The 16,726-nt window shown below is 59.9% G+C and carries 14 protein-coding genes; 3 read left to right on the forward strand and 11 right to left on the reverse strand.

Translation table 11 applies throughout. The annotated features are described in order from the left end of the window. The first annotated feature begins 12 nt into the window (after nucleotides 1–12). From KQ659_RS15000 to KQ659_RS15010, 3 genes are all read left to right on the forward strand, one after another. Complete coding sequence (locus tag KQ659_RS15000) at nucleotides 13–1,500, forward strand: hypothetical protein (RefSeq protein ID WP_216688298.1); 1,488 nt, start codon at nucleotides 13–15, stop codon at nucleotides 1,498–1,500. Between the two features lie 43 nt (nucleotides 1,501–1,543). Then, nucleotides 1,544–2,170, forward strand: coding sequence for a 3'-5' exonuclease (locus tag KQ659_RS15005; protein ID WP_216688297.1), 627 nt, complete (start codon nucleotides 1,544–1,546; stop codon nucleotides 2,168–2,170). A gap of 176 nt (nucleotides 2,171–2,346) precedes the next feature. Beyond that, nucleotides 2,347–2,670, forward strand: coding sequence for a PIN domain-containing protein (locus KQ659_RS15010; RefSeq protein WP_216680310.1), 324 nt, complete (start codon nucleotides 2,347–2,349; stop codon nucleotides 2,668–2,670). Nucleotides 2,671–2,676: 6 nt separating this feature from the next. Here KQ659_RS15010 and KQ659_RS15015 read toward each other — a convergent pair whose 3' ends face one another. From KQ659_RS15015 to KQ659_RS15065, 11 genes are all read right to left on the reverse strand, one after another. Then, complete coding sequence (locus tag KQ659_RS15015; RefSeq protein WP_216688296.1) at nucleotides 2,677–6,516, reverse strand: hypothetical protein; 3,840 nt, start codon at nucleotides 6,514–6,516, stop codon at nucleotides 2,677–2,679. 75 nt (nucleotides 6,517–6,591) lie between these two features. Beyond that, nucleotides 6,592–10,497, reverse strand: coding sequence for a sensor histidine kinase (locus KQ659_RS15020; protein ID WP_226915779.1), 3,906 nt, complete (start codon nucleotides 10,495–10,497; stop codon nucleotides 6,592–6,594). Between the two features lie 218 nt (nucleotides 10,498–10,715). Further along, nucleotides 10,716–10,928, reverse strand: coding sequence for a DUF983 domain-containing protein (locus tag KQ659_RS15025; protein ID WP_216680308.1), 213 nt, complete (start codon nucleotides 10,926–10,928; stop codon nucleotides 10,716–10,718). A gap of 185 nt (nucleotides 10,929–11,113) precedes the next feature. Further along, a complete protein-coding gene (locus KQ659_RS15030) occupies nucleotides 11,114–11,368 on the reverse strand; it encodes a hypothetical protein (RefSeq protein WP_216680307.1) in 255 nt (84 codons plus the stop codon). A gap of 39 nt (nucleotides 11,369–11,407) precedes the next feature. Then, entirely contained in the window at nucleotides 11,408–11,983 is a 576-nt protein-coding gene (locus KQ659_RS15035; RefSeq protein ID WP_216680306.1) for a DUF420 domain-containing protein, read from the reverse strand. Beyond that, complete coding sequence (locus KQ659_RS15040; protein WP_216680305.1) at nucleotides 11,967–12,641, reverse strand: thioredoxin domain-containing protein; 675 nt, start codon at nucleotides 12,639–12,641, stop codon at nucleotides 11,967–11,969. The genes KQ659_RS15035 and KQ659_RS15040 overlap by 17 nt, the downstream gene beginning before the upstream one ends. Nucleotides 12,642–12,644: 3 nt before the next feature. After that, on the reverse strand, nucleotides 12,645–12,989 hold the full coding sequence (locus tag KQ659_RS15045) for a cytochrome C oxidase subunit IV family protein (protein WP_216680304.1): 345 nt from the start codon (nucleotides 12,987–12,989) through the stop codon (nucleotides 12,645–12,647). 105 nt (nucleotides 12,990–13,094) lie between these two features. Then, on the reverse strand, nucleotides 13,095–13,868 hold the full coding sequence (locus KQ659_RS15050) for a cytochrome c oxidase subunit 3 (RefSeq protein ID WP_226915778.1): 774 nt from the start codon (nucleotides 13,866–13,868) through the stop codon (nucleotides 13,095–13,097). Between the two features lie 21 nt (nucleotides 13,869–13,889). Further along, complete coding sequence (locus KQ659_RS15055; RefSeq protein WP_216680303.1) at nucleotides 13,890–14,477, reverse strand: cytochrome c oxidase subunit 3; 588 nt, start codon at nucleotides 14,475–14,477, stop codon at nucleotides 13,890–13,892. Between the two features lie 95 nt (nucleotides 14,478–14,572). Further along, nucleotides 14,573–15,424 (reverse strand): heme o synthase, encoded by an 852-nt coding sequence (gene cyoE / locus KQ659_RS15060; RefSeq protein ID WP_216680302.1) that lies wholly within the window; start codon nucleotides 15,422–15,424, stop codon nucleotides 14,573–14,575. Nucleotides 15,425–15,490: 66 nt separating this feature from the next. Then, nucleotides 15,491–16,633, reverse strand: a complete 1,143-nt coding sequence (locus KQ659_RS15065; RefSeq protein WP_216688295.1) for a COX15/CtaA family protein — start codon at nucleotides 16,631–16,633, stop codon at nucleotides 15,491–15,493. Between the last annotated feature and the right edge of the window lie 93 nt (nucleotides 16,634–16,726).

The following is a 16,726-nucleotide window of genomic DNA, read 5'->3' on the forward strand; positions in this document are numbered from 1 at the left end:
CCTGCCTGCTCCTTGAACCGTTCCCGGCTGTACCTGTCATTACTGCGCGTGGGCCTGCTGCTGGCCCTGGCCCCTTTTCTGCTACTCACCTCCTTCAACCAGCCGTTTTTCGACGACTTCCGCAACGCCTATTGGATGCGGGAGCACGGCACTTGGGGCGTGCAGCTGTGGCTGTTTCAAACCTGGACCGGCCGCTTCACCACCACCTTCATCATGACAGTGCTCAACCCCGTGGCCTACGACTGGCTGGCTGGGGTGAAATTGGTGGCGGCCACCGCATTTGTTGCGCAGTGGGCCAGTCTGGCGCATTTGCTACGAGTGCTGGGGCACACGGCTTTGCGCCGCGCCTGCTCCTGGAGCCAAGCCCTGTGGGCGGCGGGGTTGCTGCTGGCGCTATTCTGCAATGCCGCGCCCTCGCCGTTTTCGTTCCTGTACTGGTTCAGCGGCATCGTGGCCTATCAGCTGCCGCTGATGGGGCTATTGAATTTCACGGCCCTGGCCCTGCGGGCTGGCTGGGGGCCTACCCCGACGCAGTGGCGCAACGCGGGACTGGCCTGCCTTCCCTTAGTGCTGGCCCTCACCGGCAACGAGCTGACGCTGGTGCAGGCTGTGCCCGTACTCGGGCTGCTGGGCTTCGCGCTGCCCAAAGATGCCCGCCCCAAATTGCTGCTGTGGCTGGCCATCGGATTAGCGGCTGTCGCGCTGGCGGCGGCGGCTCCCGGCAACTGGGCCCGCGTAGCCGCCATGGCCCCGCCCTCCGACCCTTACCACGCCTACCGCTGGCTGGTACTCGCCCCCCGCGCTTTGTATTCGATGGTGCTATTTTTAAGCAAGCCGCTGATTGCGCTGAGCGTGCTGGCGGCCGGAGTAGCGGGGCTTCTAATTGGGCGGCAACAATTAATTAAAGACCAAGCCGCTAGTGCTCTTTCGCATCGGCAATGGTGGGCGGTGGCATTGGCGTTTGGGCTGCTGAATTTCATTGGTTTCCTGCTCTTCCGGCACTTAGTAGTAGGTACGCCATTGCCCCGCGCGCAGAACGAGATTCTGCTTGTGCTCCTGCTTTCCACGGCCGGGCTGGGGTGGCTGGTGGGGCAGCAGCCGCTGCGCTCCGGTGGCGGGGGCAAGGCGCGGCAATGGCAGTTTCGACTGTTGCTTGTACTGCTGTTCATGAGTGCGTTCGGGGCGGGCCATGTGCCCGAAGCCTGGCGGGAGCTGGTCACCAGCGCTGCCCCGTTCGATGCCCAGATGCAGGCCCGTTTTGCCGCGTTGCGGGCGGCGCACAGCATCGGTACGGTTCAGGTTACGCTGCCTCCATTACGCCTGCGCTACGGCCGGGTACTGGCGCCACTGCATCAATTCAGCTCGGATATTGAGTTTGATATCGACCTCACGCCGGGCTGCGCGGGCACGATTAACGGCGTGATGGAGCGCTACTTCGAGGTACCCGACGTGTGCTGCGACGCGGCCGCCCCGCCTCTGCCCGCCCCTCAATCGCCCTGATGCAATAGCGCAGATTAGCCCCGCAGCGGCTAACTTGCTTATTATGCAAGCTGACATTACCCGGGCCCTGGCCAACCTCGACTTCACGGCCATCGACTTCGAAACCGCCAACGAGCGCCGCGACAGCGCCTGCGCCGTGGGCGTGGTGCGGGTGCGCGGCGGCCAGATTGTGGAAACCTACGCCACCCTGCTGCGCCCCCGCGTGCTGCGCATGGACTGGCGCAACCAGCAGGTGCACGGCATTTCGGAAGCCGAGCTGCACCACGCCCCCAGCCTGGCCGACGTGTGGCCCCAGCTCCTGCCCTACCTGCACCAGCAGCCCGTAGCGGCCCACAACTCGGCCTTCGACGTGAGCGTGCTCGAATACAGCTGCCGCGATTTCGGCCTGCCCATTCCCGCCTTCCACGCCCTATGCTCGGTGAAGCTGGCCAAACTGTGCTGGCCCCATTTCGAGCGCCACAAGCTCGACCATGTAGCCGGGCAGTTTGGCATCGCCCTCAACCACCACGATGCGCTGAGTGACGCCCGCGCCTGCGCCGAAATCACGGTGCGCGCCTTCCGCTCGGGCACGGCCTTGCCGCTGTGCTTCAAGCAGCGCGAGCTCACCGCCGGGCTGGCGGCCCGGGCGGCCAAACAGGTAGCGAAAGCAGGGGTTGAAGGACGTTGGTAAACCAGAAATAATGGGACAGCGTTATGCACTGGAGTTGTTTAGAAAGTCACAAAAGGTACTCAAACGGTCATGCAGCGCGCAGCGCAACATCTTGCTCGCATCGTTGAACGGGCCTGACGATGCGAGCAAGATGCTGCGCTCTGCATGACCGTTCGGGGACTTTCTAAACAGCTTCAATGGTTGTGGTTGGCGAACTCGAAGCCTTTGCGCTAAAAGCTGATTGGGGCTACCAGAAAGTCAATTTCATGCAAAGCCTGTTTGCTTACCATCCGCTATTGGAAATATCGCGCATTTTCACAACCGCTTACGCCCGCATCGATGCCTATAGCCAGGGCAAGCTGGAGTTGGAACCGCTGCCCGCCGGCATGTCGGCCCGCAACATGGGCAAAAATGACCTTTGGATTGCCGCCACGGCCCTTTATTTTGGCGTGGAACTACACACTACGGATAAGGATTTTGACCACCTCGGCCCGCTGGGCCTGAAGGTGGTGCGCGGCTAACCGCTGTTAAAACAGCACCGCCACCTGCATGCGGCCAGTGTGCACGGTGTTGAGGTTGCTGGCTTTGCGGCCGTCGTAAGCCAGCGTGATATTGAGGCCGTTGCTAAGGCGCTGCTCCACGTTCAGGTTCCAGGTGAAGTTACTGCCGGGGCGCAGGGCGTTAAGGATTTCAATGGCCACCACGGAGTTAAGGGCGGCGGGGTCCACGTCGAACTGCACGCGGGTGAAGTGAGTGGCGGCCGAAATGGTACGCTTGCTTACCTGGCTCAGGCGGGCTTCCAGGCCCAAATCATCGAAGAAGCCGGGGTGGGTTTCGGCTGGGGTGGGCGTGGGCAGCGTGGCCAAGGGCGCATCGAGCGTGTTTTGCTTGAAGGTGTGGGCGTAGGTGCCCGTCAGGCGTAGGGAAGGCGTGGGCTGGTAACTGATTTCGGGCTGAATGGCGTAAATCAGCAGGCGGTAGTTACGGGCCAGCAGGTAGCTACTGGTCGCTTCGCGGATGTCGCGCGAGCCCGTGAGGCGGCCCGTGAAGGAGGTAGCCAGCGTGCGGCGCAGCAGCACGCTCTGCGTGGTGAGGTTGCGCAAATCGGAACCCTGGGCGAGCAAGGTTTTCTGCTGGGTCTGCTGCACCGTGAATTCCGCCCCGAAAATGGGATTCGACCGGTTGAAATACAGCGTGTTGCGAAACAGCTGGTTGAAAGCCAGCAGCTGACTATCCTCCTTATCAAAGCTGAACGGGCTGAGGCGCTTGAGCACTGCGGGGTCGGTGGTGCGGCGGTCTACCGTGATGCTGGTGAGCGTGGCGAAGCGCGCCGCCACCGCTCGCCAGCCGCCGGCTTCGCGCCAGCCGCGCGGGGCGCTGGTGGTGAGGCGGTAGGCCAGCCGGTTGGTGAAGGCGGTGATGTAGTCGGTGGTGGGCAAATACACTTTGATGTAAGTGCGGTACTGCGCATCCGGCGTTTGGGCCTCAAAAAACTCGTCCTTGTCCTCGCGTTTATTGCCGTTGAGGTCGCCGGCGTAGTAGTGCGTGCCCTGCCCCGCCGGCACCGCCAAAAACGAATAGTCGCGCTTGAGCTCGCGGCCGGTGGCCACGCTGTAGTTCAGCTCGGAGCGAATCTGGTTTTGCAGCAGGCCGGCGTTGTAGAACACCTGCCCCAGCACTGTACGGTTGCGCGCCAGGCCCAGGGAGTCGAGGTCGCGGAAAGTGCCCAACACCCGGATATCCTGGGTTTTACCCAGGCGCGAGGCCAGCGTGCCCTGCCAGGTTTGGGCAGTGCCACGCCGTTGCAGGGCGTTTTGCTCGCGGTTGGGGGTCAGGTCGCGGCGGTAGGCGTAGTCGAGCCGAAACTGGGTGCGGGCCGAGTCACGGCTCTGGATAAACACGTCGTGCTCATCGAAATAGTTGGCCGAGCGAATGGTATCAGTAGTCGCGGAGCTAACGCGGTTTTTATCGAACCGGTAGGTGTAGCCGGGCACAATGCGGCCGCCCACGAAGCGCCCCGTGGCCTCGCCCCGCGCCCAGCTGGAGTGGAAGCGCCCGGCATCGGAATTCAGCAGAAACAGCGAGCCGCGCATCTCCAGGTTGCCCACCTTCTGGGCCGCGTCCAGCCAGTGCTGGAGCCCGTTTACCTCGCCCGGCCGGAAACGGCGGCTCAGGCGGTAGTTGACGCCATTGTTCGCGTCTTTATTAGCCCCCACACTGAAATTGAAGATATTATCTTCCTTCGCTACCGGCGTGGTGCCAGTGGCCGCCGTGGTGCTCACGTTGCTCCAGTTGCGGTCGAATTCAATATCGCGGTAGCGGTCAATCGGCGCGAAGCGCTTGCCAGTGTACTCGTAGTCCAGCGTGGAGCGCAGCCGGTAATCCTTCAAAACACCATTGGCCAGCGCGGCGGGCAGCCGCCGGTTCTGCACCACGTAGCCGACGTGCATGGCCCCGTCCTGGTCACTCTCGGGCGAGAAGCGGTTGCGGTCGAGGCGCGAGCGGGCCACATCCACGAACACCGTCGTGCTGCTGTCCAGCTGGTAGCTGAGGCCGGCCGTCACCATCTGCTTCAGCAGCGGCGTGGGGATGAGGCGCACCGGGCGGTAGCGGCCCAGGCCCGGCCCCAAGTATTCGTACACGGTGCCGTTGGTGGTGAGGAAGCGCGGGTTGGTGCTGCGCACGTAGTCGCCGTTGCCCTGGCCCACGTCGGTGAAGCGCACGGTATAGGAGCCGCGCAGCGAGTCAATCGGCGTATCGGCCCCCACGTAGGTGAACACCGGCACGCGCTGGCTGCCCACCAGCCGTAACTCGCGGTGGTACTGCACAATGCGGCGGTCGTAGGCCATCGAGTCGCCGCCGGTGGCGGTGGCCACGGCCACGTTGCCGGCCCGGCGCAGGGCGGCGCGCAGGGTGTCGTTCAGGTTGAGGTTGGGGGCGTTTTCGGGGTTGTCGGCTTCTTGGTAAAGGTTGGCGTGCACGCTCAGGCGGCCCAGCTGCTGGTAGTGGCTGGCGGCCACCAGCGAGCGGGAATAGTTGAGGTCGGAATACTCGAAATCAATCTTAATCCGCGAGTTGCGGGTGATGAGGTGGCGCGGCGTGAACGTGACTTCGGCCAGGTTGTAATCAATGGTGTAATCGGCATCGAAGCCCCGGCTTTGCAGGCGGCCATCGAGGTACACCTTCTCCGAATTGGCCAGCACGATGATGAACTGCTCCCCGTTCGGCCCGTTGAGACGGTACGGCCCCTGCACGTTTTCAATGGGCGGCACATCTATACTGGCAAATTTGCCCTTGGCCGTCCCGCCCGCTATCGAGGTCGACGAGCGCCATGCCAATCCCTTGCGCACCCCGGCGCTACGCACGGTGGTGCCGGTCAGGCCAGCCTGATTGCCCACTCCCGGCAGCCGGTTGGGGTCGGTGAGCTGGGGCTGGCTGATGGCCGGCGGGTTGAGCGTGGCCGGCGACGGACCAGCCACGCCGCTGCCCGGCACCTGCCCGGCCACCCCGTTCAAAAATACCGCGTTGGCCACGCCCTGCGTCGCTCCGAAGCCGCTCAGCCCCACAATGGGTGGGCCGAAATTGGCCTCCACGGCCGCGCCCTGGATGTTTTTGTAGTAGCGCAGGAAGTAGTCGGGCTTGTTGCGCAGTACCACGTCGCCGGCCGTCAGGTTCCAGTTGGGGTTGGTGAGGGTGATGTAGATTTTATCGAATTGCTGGAGCTGCTGGGTGTTGCCCTCGGGCTGGAAGGGCACATTCTGGTCCGAAATAGCGGCCGTGAGGTGGATATTCTCCGCCAGCTGGCCTTCCAGCTGCAGGTTCAGGGCCGAGTTCACAAACACGTTCTGGGTATTGCCAAAGCTCAGGCCCCGCGACAGATTGCCGGTTTTGCTCACGCCCGGCGTGTTCAGAATCTGCTCTTTCACCGAAAAATCCTCGAACCGCGAAACGACCTGCCGGAATCCCAGGCTGTCCATCAGGCTGCGGGGCCGCCGGAAGCGGGCCGCCGTGAGCCGCAGCGGCAGTACCCGGTAGCACACCAAAATGGAATCGGCCAAGCCGGTGCCGCTGCTGTCTCGCAGAGCGGGCCGCACCCAACGGTAGCGGTCGGTGCGTCCATCGTAGTCGGCCCCGCGCCCACTGATGAGTACCGACGAGGGCACCACCGTCAGCGAATCCAAGAGCGCGAAACTGGTGGTGTCGCGGCCCGGCGCGAGGCGCACCCAGCGGCAGCGCCGGGTGCTGGGCGGCGGAGCCTCGCCCTTTGAAACAGGCCGAATCTGGGCCTGCGCCTGCCAATCAACAAAAAAAAGCGCCGCAACGAGCAGGCCCACCAGGGGGAAGCACAGGCGTAAGCGACGAATCATGCGGTAAAGGTCGGGTTTGGCGGGTAACGACACGAACCGGGGGTTTCGTGCCGTGACAGGGGCATTCGGACTGTTTTATCCCGCCAGCGGCAGCTCGATAAAAAAGTCCGTGCCCTCCCCCACTTTGGTTTCGAACCAGATTTTACCCCCGGCGCTCTCGATGCCGCGCCGGGCCACCGCCAGCCCAATGCCCGAGCCGCTGGCCTTGGTAGTAAAATTGGGCACGAAGATTTTCTCGCGCACCTCCTCGGGAATGCCCGCGCCGTTGTCGCGGATGGCCACGCGCACGCTGCCCGCGCCAGCCGCTTCCAACGACACGTCAATGTACGGGGCGCGGCCTTCGGGCACGGCTTGGCGGGCGTTTATCAGCAGGTTGTTGAAGGTGCGGACCAGCAGGTTTTCATCGGCAAACACCACGTAGCGGCCGGTTTCGGCATCTGGCGGCAGGTGCAGGGCCAGGGTACCATCGTCGGTATCGGGCTGGTGCAGGCCGGCGCAACGGCGCAGCACGGCGGCGATATCCAGCCGCTCGGGGCGCATGGTGGGCAGGTTGGTGAAGGTGCTGAAGCTGGTGGCAATGTCGCTCAGTACGTCAATCTGGGTGATGAGCGTCTGGCTGATTCGGCCAATCAACTCCTCGGCATTGGGGCGGCGCTCGGCAATGGCTTTCTGCAAAAACTGCAGACTCAGCTTCATGGGCGTGAGTGGATTTTTGATTTCGTGCGCCACCTGCCGGGCCATCTCGCGCCAGGCCGCCTCCTTTTCCTGGGCGGCCAGCTCGCGCTTACTGGCCTCCAGCTTGGTGAGCATGGTATTGTACTCGCGCACCAGCAGGCCAATCTCGTCGTCGGAGCTGTGGTAGTCCAGCAGCTCGTTTTCGCCAGTGAGCGTGGTTTTAGTGAGCTTTTCGGTGATGAGCTTGAGGGGAGCCGTGAGCTGCCGCGCCGCCACAAACGCCAGCCCCAAAAACAGCAGAAACATCAGCGTGAAGATGTTGAGAATCGTGGTAAACAGCTCTGTAAGCTTGGTATTCAACGCTTTCTCCGAGTCGAAGAACGGGATGCCCACGTAGCCCAGAATCGGGCCGGTGGGCAAGGCCGTTTCGTCGAACGACGACCCGTCGTCATCGTCAAATACCGAATGCACCGCGTAAACCGGCCCTTTCTTCGGAGGGCCATCGGCGCTGCCGTGCCCCAATGCGTGCCCGGCCAAATCGGTCACCACGGCCTCGCCTGCCCCGGCCCGCACCGGCAGGTACAGCGAATTGAACGATAACGACCCGGCCCGCTCCGTGAGCAGGACGCGGGGCCGGTTGCGCTCACCCAATGCCACCATGGCCTGCGGGTTCACCAGCGGCCCCAGCAGCCCGGCATCGAAAATGAGGGGCTGGCTGCTGGCCAGCAGCTCGCCGTGGGCATCATAAAGGTTGAGGTCGGTTTCGGTGAGGGCGGCCACGTTTTTGACCAGCACGGCCAGCGTGGGGCGGGCCGTGCTGTCGGAAAGCAGGTGGCGCTGCCGGCGCAGGCTTTCCAGGGCCAGCTGGCCGCGCCGCTCATACGTGCGGGCCAGGTCGCGCTTATACGAGTCAATAAGCTGGCTGGCCGTGGCCACGCTCACCACCAACAGCGGCACCACAATGCCCACGTTCAGCAGCAGCTGAATGCGCGTGCTGAAATTGAGCCGGGGCAGCGCCCGGCCGCGCACCAGCAGGGCCACGCCGCCCAGCAGTAGCCAGAAAAACGTCGATAGCAAGAACTGAAACGAAAAATTGGCCAGCCAGTCCCCCAGCGAATACGTGGCCGTGGTCACCACGACGGTCCGGTCCAGCGAGCCCCGCACGGCAAACTGATGGAAGCCCTTGCGCGTGAGGCCCGTGGTGTAAAGGCGCGGCTCAGCCAGCAGGGCGGCGGGCAGGCGGTTGGCGTAGTCAAAATCGCCTTCGCTGTACACCAGCCGGCCGTGGTTGTAGCCGGCGTAGCTCAGCTCGGTGGCCAGGCCGGGCTCAAAGAATTTCTGGTCCACCAGCAGCTCCGGCAGCACGCTATAGGAAGTGAGCTTCTTGAGCGTCAATTCTACCCGCACGGCGCCCAGCGGCAAGCCAATTCCGTTCACCCGCTGCCCCGGCACGGTGATGTGCGCCACATAGCGCCGCGAGCCAAACGGATTATCAGACTGCACCAGAAACACGCCGGCCTGCCCCGTAGGCTTGGCCAGCCGCTCGGTAATTGCGCGGGTTTCGCGTAGGCTGGGAGTTCCCGTTGGGGCGCCTAACGGGTCGCCCGCCTCGTCATACAGCGTGATATTGCTCTCGTATTTGTCAAAATAGTGGCTCAGGTATTGCCGGGCAATGCGTTCGCGCACCACTTCGGGCCGCCCGAAAGCAGCCGTGAGCGCCCGCCGGACAAACGGGTCGTGCGCAATTTTGTGCATCTGCTCACTCAGCAGAAACTCCCCCTGAAAATCGTTATCAACCAACAGATTACCCGCCAGACGCTGCTTATCAACCAACACCTGCTTTTCGAAGCGGGAGTACAGCGCCAGTGCCCCGGTAGCCGCCGTAAGGGCCAGCAGCAGTACCAACAGCACCGACGATTGGTAATTACTGGTAGTGGGCGCGGCCCGTAGGTTTATAGCCCGCACCAGCGCGGCGAACAAGAGTAAAACCCCCACCAGCAGCACCCACGGCTCACCCAGTACCAGCCCCGCCCCCAGCACCGGCAGCGTAGCCAGCGCGGGAGCCAGCAGCAGCAGCCGGCGCGGCACATGCTGCAATAACGCACCTGCCAGCTGCGTCAGGCCGAACAGTCCGGCCAGCCACGCGGCGGTGTGCAACAGCACCGCCAGTGCCAGCACCACCCAGAAACCCGTTATCTGCACGCTTCGGCTCACATCGAGGCTCAATTGGGAACCGCCAAAAACCGTGTTATAATAGCTAAACAACAGTCCCAGCCAACCACAAAAAGCCGCCCCCACCGCTACTGCGGCCACAACCTGTCGGCTTAGCGCACGCGGGGCCCGCACCCGCTGCGGCACTTGGAAATACCGCCACAATGCCACACCGCCCACGGCTACCAACAAAGCCAGCAGGGAATCGAGTAATAAGTCGCCCAGCGAGGGCGCCCACCACGCGGCCGCACTCACCCAGGGGTCAAACAAGGGCAGTTCGATAAAAGAATATGGCAGTCCCAGGTACAACAGTAGCGCCCGCAGCATCACCAAAGGCATCACCAATGAGGCCACGGCGGTCAGCGGCCGCCCGGCCTGCCACCAGCGCCACGCCAGCAGCAGCCACCCCATGGCATACAGTAGGCTGCCCAACGCCAGCAACGCCAGCGGCACGTACTGCCCGGTGAGCGGATTGGGCTGCAACCGCTTGATAGAAAAAAGGTAGTGGCCATCGGGTGCGTCAAACCGAGCCGAGCCGTGGACCGAGCTATCCGCCACCACTTTCAGTTCCAGCCCGCGAATCAGTGCCTGCTCGCCGCCCTCCCGCAGGTAGCGGTTGGTGATGCCGTAGTGCCGTTCCAGAGGCAGGTAAACGAGAACCAGGTACCGCCCCGCCAGACGGCGCAACTGCAGGAACTGGCCCATCGGCGTTTCCACAAGGCGCTCGGCAGCTGTGCGGGCCGCATCCTCCTGCGGCCGCAACGTTGCATCGGACCAGTAGCGCAGGGCTCCGTTTTCCAATACGCAAGTGGGGTACGTAGTCTGGGAAATAAGCTTTTGGAAGCTATAGTTACCGCGCGACAGCTCGGCCGCCACCGTATCGGCTTCGCGACGGGCCGTGGTTTCGGCATTCCGCACCAGCTGTTGCAGGCGCACCACATCGGTACGCTGCACCATGCCCGGGGCTTGCGCGTAGCGGCTGGCCAGGTAACCACCTACAAAACACAAAACCGCCCCCAGCAGCAGCAGCCAGGGTAGACGCCGTTGTGAGTAAGCTGGTTTCAGGATTGAGCCGGAGGAAGAAAGCGGGTGCAAAAAAGAAGCGATGAAGTCGTTAATCCGGCGCAGTAAAGGCAGCCCACCCAAAGTAAGCACGTTACCGGGTCATGAGGCCTTGCTTTTCGAAGCAGTGCCAGCATTCGAATGAGATGCCTCCCGCAAAGGAGCCCTCATTCGAGTGAACCGCAAAATCCAAGCCTAATAAAAAAGGCTGCCCATGGGCAGCCTTTTTGCAGTCCTCAAAATATTTATTTCTATCGATTTAGATAACGCGGGTCGAAGCTAGCACCGCCAACCCCGTAGAGCATCACGGCCCGCGCATAGCGGAATAGTAGCGGCGTTACGGCCAATACGGCTACGACCACAGTTATCACATAAACCCACAGGGGCGAGTCGTTGGCGAGATAATAGAGCAAAAACCCAATTCCCAGCAGCGCTGCCGTCGAGAAACCCGAGCTTATGTACATCGCACCATAGTAAAATCCCGGCTCCGGCTCATAAGTCTAATGACAGACCGGACAGGCTTCGGGCATTTCCATAAAACTAGTGCTGAACGCCGCATGTGTAAAGAGCTTACCCGTATGGCAGCGCGGACACCGCAGTTCCAACAGCGCCCGGGCTGTAGATGCAACAGCCTTAGTGGGCTGCTGCACTATGCTTTGACCGCCTTGGGGTGCGTGCGACGATACCAGAAATAACCTACCGCTCCCATCAAAATATAGGGAACCGTCATTATATAAAGGATGCCCTTGTTGAGACCGGCCACGTCGTAATCATCACGCTCCTGCCGGGCCGCTTCTACTTGCGACTTACACATCGAGCATTGCGCCTGGGCAGCCAGCGGCGCCAAGCTTAGCATCACACCCAGGAACAGGGTAAAAGCAGCGGCAAAAAAGGTCTTTTTCATAATAAATCAACACGGAGATTAAAGCAAAGTTTCTTATTATCAGACATAATACGGCGAAATCATAAAATACACAATAACGCCCGTGACTGATACGTACAGCCAGACCGGAAAGGTCCAGCGCGCAATGGCTTTGTGCTTGGTGTACTGTCCCGTGAGCGCGAAATAGAGCGTAAACAGCACGAGTCCTACCGTCACCACCGCGAGGCTGATATGGGTAAGAAGCAAGACGAAATAAATAAGACGGGCAGCCCCTACCCCACCAAAGTGCGTGCTTTCTACCTGCGAATGATACGCCACGTACGACAGCAGAAACAGCCCACCCAGGACGAAGGCCGTGCCCATGGCCGCCCGGTGGGCCAGCACGTTCTTCCGGCGGATAAAGTAATACCCAACCAGCAGGGCCACGGCCGTCAGTGAGTTCAGGCCGGCATTCACGGCTGGCAGCATGCGCAAGTACGCATCAGCCCCATCAATCTTGAAAATGCCCTTGAAATAAAACAGTATTGCTACCAGCAGCGGCACCACGATGCCCAGGCCACCAAGGATAATTCTGTAGCGCGTATAGTCCCCGGGGGCCATTACCGGGGGGTGCAGTTGTTCAGTGGGGGTGTTCATAATCGTAGAGCTGCACCGTTACTTCCGTGAGTAAGCGGTCTATTTCGCGTCCGTCGGTGCCATCATAAATGCCACGCACCCGTCGCTGATTGTCAACCAACAACAGCCGGCCGGCGGGGATGTTAGCCGTGTACACGGCCCCAGCCAGTCGCTTGGGGTCGGCGGTGAGGCGAAACTCCTGCTGCGTGAGTTTTTTGAGGGTATCGGCCGCACCGGTCAGGAAAAACCATTTGCCCGCAGTGGCACCGTATTGCTCGGCCAGCTTCGTCAGGGCAATGGTCTGGCTGGGTTCACCATTCAGCACGAAGGTGACCAGACGCACGCGGGGCTCGTGCCGGAACTTCTCCTGCACCCGCAGCAATTGGCGGGCTACGCGGACGCTGGCTTCATCGGCACCAAAAAACTGGGCGATGTATAACCCCTGGCCCAACTCCCGGCTGCTCACATCCCGCCCATTAGCAGACGACAATTGAAACGGCGCTATTTGGTGGAAAACAGTATCGCGCTGCCACTCCCCGCCAACCTGCGTGGAATCCACGCGGTCGGGCAGGTAAGTTGGCAGCGCGTAACGGTTGGAGCCGAAGCGGAACAGGAACAGAAAGGCCAGTACTGGCACCAATAGCAGTAGCCCCAGCAAAATGGTTTGGCGGGGCCGCATCCGCTATTTAAACATGCTTTGCAGCACTTCGCCCATGAACGAGCCTTCGGTAACCAGCGCCACCAACAGCCATACCAACAGGGACACCGGCACCAGAATGGTCCAAATCAGTCCTTTGGTTTCGTGCTTCAGGTGCATGAACTCAGCCACAATAAAGAATGCTTTCATGATGGTGAGCACGATGAAAATGCTATTGCGCAGCGTACTCGGGGACATCAGGAATACGAAAACGAATTCGACGGCCGTGATACCAACCAGGATGCCGAATACCCGCCAAATCCAGGCGGTGTTTGGCTTGGCGATTTCACCCGGGGCAAGGGTGTGTTCAGTAGTTGCGTGAGAAGCCATTGGGTAAGTTATGAGTTATGAGTTAAAAGTTATAAGTTAAAAGCGTGGGTTAGCGAGTGGATTTGACCAACTGATAACCCTTAACTTTTAACTCATAACTCTTTTTCAAACGAGGTAGAAGAAGGTGAATACGAACACCCACACCAAGTCTACAAAGTGCCAGTAGAGGCCGATTTTCTCAATCATCTCGTAGTGCCCGCGCTTTTCGAAGGTACCGTTGGTGGTAGCAATAAAGCACCACACCAACAGGCAGACGCCCGAGAATACGTGCGTACCGTGGAAACCGGTGATGAAGAAGAACAAGTCGGCGAATAGCACTGGCCCGTACTGGTTCATTGCCAGATTAGCTCCGTGGAACACGGTACCGTCGGCCATTACCGTGCCTTCGGTGTGGCCGTGGATGAAGTGACCCCACTCCCAGGCCTGACTGGCCAAAAAGGCAGAGCCAAACAGGATGGTCCAGAGCAGCCACTTTTGCACATCGGCTTTATCCATGCGGTGGCCGGCTTCTACGGCCAGCACCATCGTCACGGAGCTCAGAATCAGAATCATAGTCATCAGGGCCACGAAACCGAGCGGAACGTTGGCCTCGCCCATGCCGGGGAAGGCATTGAATACGTGGTCAGGGATGGGCCACCAGCGCGTGCTGAACACAAAATCTTTAGCTTCACCCGTAAAAACCTCGTGCTTATGGCGAATCATGCCATAGGTGGTGAGGAAGGCGGCAAAGGTAAATGCGTCAGAAAGCAGGAAAAACCACATCATCAGCTTACCGTAGCTCGCTTTGAAGGGTTCGTTGCCGCCATCCCAGTTGCCGGTGCGCGGGGCATCGTGAGTAGCGGAAGCCGCGGGATGCGGCAAAGTGGTCGGTTGGGCCATAGCAGACAGCGTAATGTCGTTTTAGTGGTTCAAAAGTAAGAACAAATACAGGTACAGCCAAAGCCCGCCCAGGAAGTGCCAGTATAAAGTAGCGTTGCCGATGGAGAGCAAGGCACGCGAATGCACCTGATAATTAAGCGTCCGCCTGAGTACTACGGCCAGAAAAACAAGCCCCGTAACCAAGTGAAAAGCGTGCACACCCATCAAAACGTATACGAATGAACCGGAAGGATTGGCATCGGCTCCGCCAAAGTACGTATTGCCGCCCACCAGGTCGCCGAAGCTATGGTACTGTCCCACCAGGAAAGCCAACCCAAGTACCAGCGTGACAATCATACCGATTTTCACCCGGTTGATTTCGTCCTTACGTGCTGAGAAATAGGCCCATTGTATGCTCGCACTGCTCAGCGCAATCAGAATGGAGTTGATGAGAAGTGAAGCGGGCAGGTCAAACTCGCGCCAGTTGCCTTCATCGCGGCGCACGATGTAGCCGCTGGTAAAAGCCGCGAACATCATCACAATGCTGAAAATAAGTAGAATAAGCAGCACGCGCTTAGGGTGCCAGCCTAGTCCAACTTCCTTTTCGGATAACGTTTCAGAAGGATTCATAATCTAGATATTAGGGGAATTGGTTGACGTTTTTTAGTTGCTGACAGCCCGTTTTTTTTATTCCCGGCAGGCAACTAGCTATTAACAACCAACAACTATATTTTGTCCAGTACCAAAGCAATTTGTACGATGGGCAGGTACAAAAAAGAAGCAAACATGATGCGCAGTGCCGCCTTGCGCGACTGCGTACGCATCAGCTGCACCGTGAGCAACAGAAACAGCACGCCCGCCACTACCGCTACCAATGCCGATATACGACCGGAAATATTGAATTCCAGCGGCAACAGGCTAAGCGGAATCAGCAGCAGCGTGTAGGTCATTATCTGAAACGCGGTGCGCAGGTCGCGGTTGCCAGGCGAGGGCAACATTTTGAAGCCGGCCCGCTTATAATCGTCGTCGGCCACCCAGGCAATGGCCCAGAAGTGCGGAAACTGCCACATGAACTGAATCCCGAACAGCACCCACGCCTCTACCCCAATGTAGCCAGTGGCCGCCACCCAGCCGATAAGCGGCGGCAAACCACCCGGCACAGCGCCTACGGCAACACAAATAGGCGATATCGTTTTAAGCGGCGTGTAGATGAATCCGTACAGGATAAGCGACAGAAGCGATAGCCCTGCGGTGAGCGGGTTGAACAGATACCACAGCAGCCCCAACCCAGCTACCCCCAGCAACACGCAGAAGACCCAGGCTTCGCCCGGCGATAGAATGCCCATTGGGAGTGGCCGCTTGGCCGTGCGGGTCATTAACTTATCCAGCTCCCGCTCGTGAACCTGGTTGATAATGTTGGCCGAGCCAGTCACGAGCAGGCCACCCAGCATCACCAGTAAAGCCCGGCTCCAACTGAAATCGTGTGCTCCCAGCATATACCCGATGGCGCTGGAAAACGCTACAGTGAGCGAAAGCCGGAATTTGAGCAGCTGAAAATAGGCGCGGGCCTTAACCATCAATTGTACTTATAATTTCGTTGTGAGGTCCAACTTGTCGAAGATGCACCCAACGGGGCCGCGAAGTTACGCAACAACCCGCCGGGGTGCATCTGTGGGCGCAATAGTTTCCGTGCTTTTACGCGCACGGACCACGGCCAGCAGCGTCAGAAACTGTACGCCAAACAATACAGTAGCCAGAGTAAGATGCACTGGCTGCACCACGGCCGGCAGTGCAAACGACGCTAGCACGATTCCGGCCAGAATTTCCAGGCCAATCAGGCTGAGCGTAGCTGTAACCAAATTGCGCAGGCGTTTTTGGACAAGCTGCCAAATCTCGTAGCCCAGGTACACGTTCAGCAGCAAAACCGCAGCCGATACCGTACGATGCAGGCTGAACACGCTACCCAGCTTGCTCACCCAGTTTTCGCGCCCTACATAGTCCGCTGCGGCCGATACAATGTCTACTTGTTCGCGCACCTGCGTCCCCAGCACAATCTGCCAGAACGTGAGCAGCAGCGCGGCCCAAAGCCATATTTGCAAAGCGGCCGCTGGACGCTTCATCCCGACACTCGCATCAATAAGTTCCGCTTCCGGCAATCGCGATGTAACATCGCCTTGCCCCCACCGTGCCCGGTCAACAGCGTACAGTAGCAGCGCTACTATCACCAGCGCCAGCGCCATGTGCACCGTTACCATCACGGGCAGCAAATTGGTGGAAACCACCAATGAACCAAGGTAGCCTTGCACCCCCGTCAGAATAAACGAAGCAAATGCCAGCCAGAAAATAGTGCGGTCGCGCCGCCAGTAAGGCAGGGCGAACGCAACGGTAAGAAAAACAAATACTCCAATTAGCGCGCCCAACAATCGGTTTACGTACTCAATCCAGGTTTTCACCGGGTTGAAATCCGTTTCGATATATTGCGTGGGATGGGCAAATATGCTGCCCGCAACCTGCGCAAAACCCATTCGTTGCAGCGTTCGGGCCAGCTTCTGGTTTTTGGCCACCCGTTGCGCCGTGTATATCTCTTTGTAATCTGGAGGCAGCTGGCTGGCTTCGGTTGGGGGCACCCATTGGCCAAAGCATTTGGGCCAATCCGGGCATCCCATGCCACTGCCGGTACTCCGAACTACTCCACCCACCAGAATCAACAGGTAAACGCTTACGACGGTGAGAATGCCCACAAAACGGAAACGCCGTACGGCAGGGCTCAAATGAAATTTCTCCATAGTGAAAAGACGGCTACCTCTGCCCTACGCAACCGCAGGACACAAGTAAAACAGATTATTTAAGGGATTGATTAAATCCCATGAACCAAAAAC

This window comes from Hymenobacter siberiensis, assembly GCF_018967865.2.
Taxonomy (GTDB): Bacteria; Bacteroidota; Bacteroidia; order Cytophagales; family Hymenobacteraceae; genus Hymenobacter; species Hymenobacter siberiensis.